The sequence below is a fragment of the Acinetobacter sp. YH16051 genome (assembly GCF_013417135.1).
Lineage (GTDB): Bacteria > Pseudomonadota > Gammaproteobacteria > Pseudomonadales > Moraxellaceae > Acinetobacter > Acinetobacter towneri.
In genome coordinates this window covers 1-3,257 of the sequence record NZ_VPEN01000062.1, presented here as the reverse complement: position 1 = coordinate 3,257, position 3,257 = coordinate 1, and the positions used below count along the sequence as shown (strand labels likewise).

Sequence of the window (3,257 nt, the reverse complement as noted above, 5' to 3'; positions counted from 1 at the left end):
CAGCAGAAATTAGAAAGAGAGCAACAGAAAACAATGAAGTTTAGAGGGATGAGCCGATGACACCTGATGAAAAAAAGCTATATGCACTAATGGCAGTTGCAGAACAACAGCAGAACCTCGTCAATCAGGCCGTTAAAGAGCTTCAAATCACGAAAGAACACATTCAAAGCACTATTGCTGGGCAGACCCACCATACTGTATCAAAATCGCTAAATACGGGCTTACAGGAGGGTACAGCGGAGCTTATTAAGACCGCTAAAGCACTTGGACGCTTGAATAATTCAATTGAATCAGCCCGTGATCAGTTGTCATGGAAGCTCATTACCATTGTTCTAGGCATCTTTGCCATTCTGATGCTTGGTATCATTTGGCTGTTTAGTGTTTATATCAAACCTTTAGGCAATATCCCGCAGATCGAGAGCCTGAGACAGCAAGGCATCCAGTTTGATATTGGAAGTTGTAAAGTTGATGGAGAATCTAAACCGTGTGTCCGAGTGATGAAAAAGCAGTGCGGATATGGAAAAAATGGCGATTTTTGTGTCATAGACCCAAAATAATAAGAATATTTCTTATGCTAAAAGAAAATTCTTACTTAATTTCAATTCTACGAGAGGAAAAGGGGTAATCATGCCATTGATTGAATATTACGGCTTGTTATTTGAATGGCATGACCAAAAAATGGATTTAGTCTACAGAGGGCGTGAAATTACGTTCGAAGAAGTCTGTAGTATTTTCCTTGATCCTGCATTGATGTCTTTTGATGATGTAGGACACTATGACGAACAACGACTAATATCAGTCGGTTTAAGCAATCGTGGTAGACTATTAACAGTGGTTTGGGTTGAACGTGGAGATGTTGCGAGAATAATCACTGCATTTGAACCATCACATCACCAAAAGCGGAGGTACAGCAATGCAAAATGAATTAGAACGCTATAAAAATTTTGATCCTACCAATGCCCCATTGGTTAAACCTAGTTTTGTGAAAAAATTACAGGAACGTCACGCCATCGCTCAAGCAAAGGCTTTTGATGCTGATGTGGTGACATGGTTAGGTTCACAAGATAATGAAACAAAACAACATATTAACGATATGGTTCGCCATATTATGGCATTGAAACGTACTTAATTAGGTATGACCTCCCTTTTTTGTTTTAATGTTTGATTGATTAATTAGAAAGCTCATTTGGTATTCATACCAAATGAGCTTTTACTTTATAGTTTTTGAAGGATACGCCGTGGTTAAGGAAGTTGTTATGTTGAAACATTCAAGTTTGGAAAGAAAAGAGTTCAAGCATGAAGAACTTGCACTAATAAAAAAACTTGATTTCAACGATATTGAGATTATTAAGCCTGATAATCTTGGACAAATCTTAATTTGGACTTCTAAACTTGCTGAATATCATCATGCTCAATTTGTTGAATTTAGTCATAAGTTAGATATTGTTGATGAAATAGAAGAGCGAGAAGAGATTAACAATAAGATTAATTTTTATAGAAAAAGTAGAGTTTTAGAGAATCATATCAAGGATTTCTATCTAAAAAAGCTATTGGATCAAGGAGAAGCGACAGTAAAGGGATATATCAAACATCCGATTAAACAGGATACAAATTACGCTGTAATTTCTTATCACGGATATCATTTTGTTAGTTTTGCTACTCCAGAGATTATTGAAAAATTTCCCTTACATTTTATTGATTTTGTACAAAGTGAAACACCAAAGACATTAGCAGATATACACTCTGATGAAGCTGTACTGCTATCAACGGTTAAGAATTTTATAACGCCCTTTAAAGAACAATATAAAAAAATAAAGAGTAAAAATAAGGAGATCAAAGAACACAATACGGTCGTACATAAAATTTATATAAAAATTAAAAATAAAGAAGCAACTTTGCAAAAGCCAACAGATTCAAAGCCTAAAGAATCTAGCCCCAAATCTGATGAAAAGATTACTTTACCAGTAAAAATGAAGCAGGTAGCTATTCAGCAAAATATAGCTTCACAAGAAAAGTCAATTACTGTGATTAAGAAGCGAAAATTTGCTTTAAATAAGGATAAGTAAATTTGTAATTGTAAATTATAAAGAAAATCCCCCCTAAGCCTTGCAACTTAGAGGGGTTTTCCAGTAAATTCTACGGTACGCAGTTATTTGATGTTAACCCATCGAATAACGAAGATCATAAGGTTTGGCGACCGTTATGATTTCACCAAAGGCTGGTACCTGAACTCTATTTTCACAATAAACAGTGTTTAGATCAAGTCTCAAAATGATAAGTCTTCGTTAATCCGTGTTTTAAATCATCAAATAAGCATCATAGATCGAGCTTTGCCTGCTTCTGCGTGTCCGTTTTAGGGATTGGCATGCGTTGCATGTGGAGGGAATAAGTGTCACTGGTGCAACGTAGCGATAGTCGAAAGGCTAAACCGCTACAGGGGAATCTCACAAAAGCGGAGCGTTAAGAGTAGCTGTATAGGTTGGTTAAGTTGCATGTTGGGGAAACCCTCGCAGAGATACCGCCATACTTCGACAGGGAGCGCGTGGGAGAAGGTGCAAGACCTTTAGTCCTTGTCTGCATAGTCTGCAAAGCTATGTGCGGATACGACCGATATACGTGGCTCCGAAGCCAAAAGAATATGCGGTAAATCGGCAATACTTAAAGGATGTGTCATTTTTTTAAATGACCGCCTTTAGGGAGAGTATTGCCGAAACTCTCTCAACCGTTCACCAAAGCCAAAGCACGAAGTGCGACGCTTGGGTAACGAGTTGAGAAGTTGAGAGCATGTGCTTTTGCTTTTATAGGTTTTTATATTTTTATAGAAGAGCTTTTGAGAAGCTTGTTCTGCTTAGGCTATTATTAAAATCCAATTCTGTTTGTATTAATAATAATGTTATTAGAATATTTTCCTCTGACATCATCGCAAACAGTTGTATAGCTATAATATTCATAGGTTTTTAGAGTACCAATAATATAGCCTCTTTGAAAAATAGGTTCCCATTGATTAGTAAATGGGCTCAAGAAAAGACCTTGTGAACATTCAATCGCTAAATTATTTTTCACTACATTATTTTTAGGATTTGAGTGAACTTCTTTTATAGAAAAATATCTAATATCATTATTATTTGGTGCTGTTTTGATTGAATTTTTGTCTACATATATTTTAGAAATCTCACCTTGAACCGTACCGGGTTTGTCGGAGACCAAGCTTTCTGAGAGAATGTCCCGATGAAAAAAGTAAAATATACCCCTGAAAT

5 protein-coding genes are annotated in these 3,257 nt (G+C 36.2%); 4 read left to right on the top strand and 1 reads right to left on the bottom strand.

Translation table 11 applies throughout. The features are described from left to right. The first annotated feature begins 56 nt into the window (after nt 1-56). The 4 genes from FTV41_RS14030 (at nt 57) to FTV41_RS14015 (ending at nt 2,066) form a co-directional block, all read left to right on the top strand. Nucleotides 57-557 (top strand): hypothetical protein, encoded by a 501-nt coding sequence (locus tag FTV41_RS14030; protein ID WP_068550831.1) that lies wholly within the window; start codon nt 57-59, stop codon nt 555-557. Between the two features lie 70 nt (nt 558-627). Further along, nucleotides 628-924, top strand: coding sequence for a BrnT family toxin (locus tag FTV41_RS14025; protein WP_042087986.1), 297 nt, complete (start codon nt 628-630; stop codon nt 922-924). Further along, entirely contained in the window at nt 914-1,129 is a 216-nt protein-coding gene (locus FTV41_RS14020) for a hypothetical protein (protein ID WP_042087985.1), read from the top strand. The genes FTV41_RS14025 and FTV41_RS14020 overlap by 11 nt, the downstream gene beginning before the upstream one ends. Before the next feature lie 127 nt (nt 1,130-1,256). Further along, nucleotides 1,257-2,066, top strand: coding sequence for a hypothetical protein (locus tag FTV41_RS14015; RefSeq protein ID WP_108091266.1), 810 nt, complete (start codon nt 1,257-1,259; stop codon nt 2,064-2,066). A gap of 793 nt (nt 2,067-2,859) precedes the next feature. Here the strand turns inward: FTV41_RS14015 and FTV41_RS14010 are convergent. After that, nucleotides 2,860-3,257 (bottom strand): hypothetical protein (locus FTV41_RS14010; protein WP_179996711.1); only part of this gene is annotated, 398 nt, incomplete at its 5' end.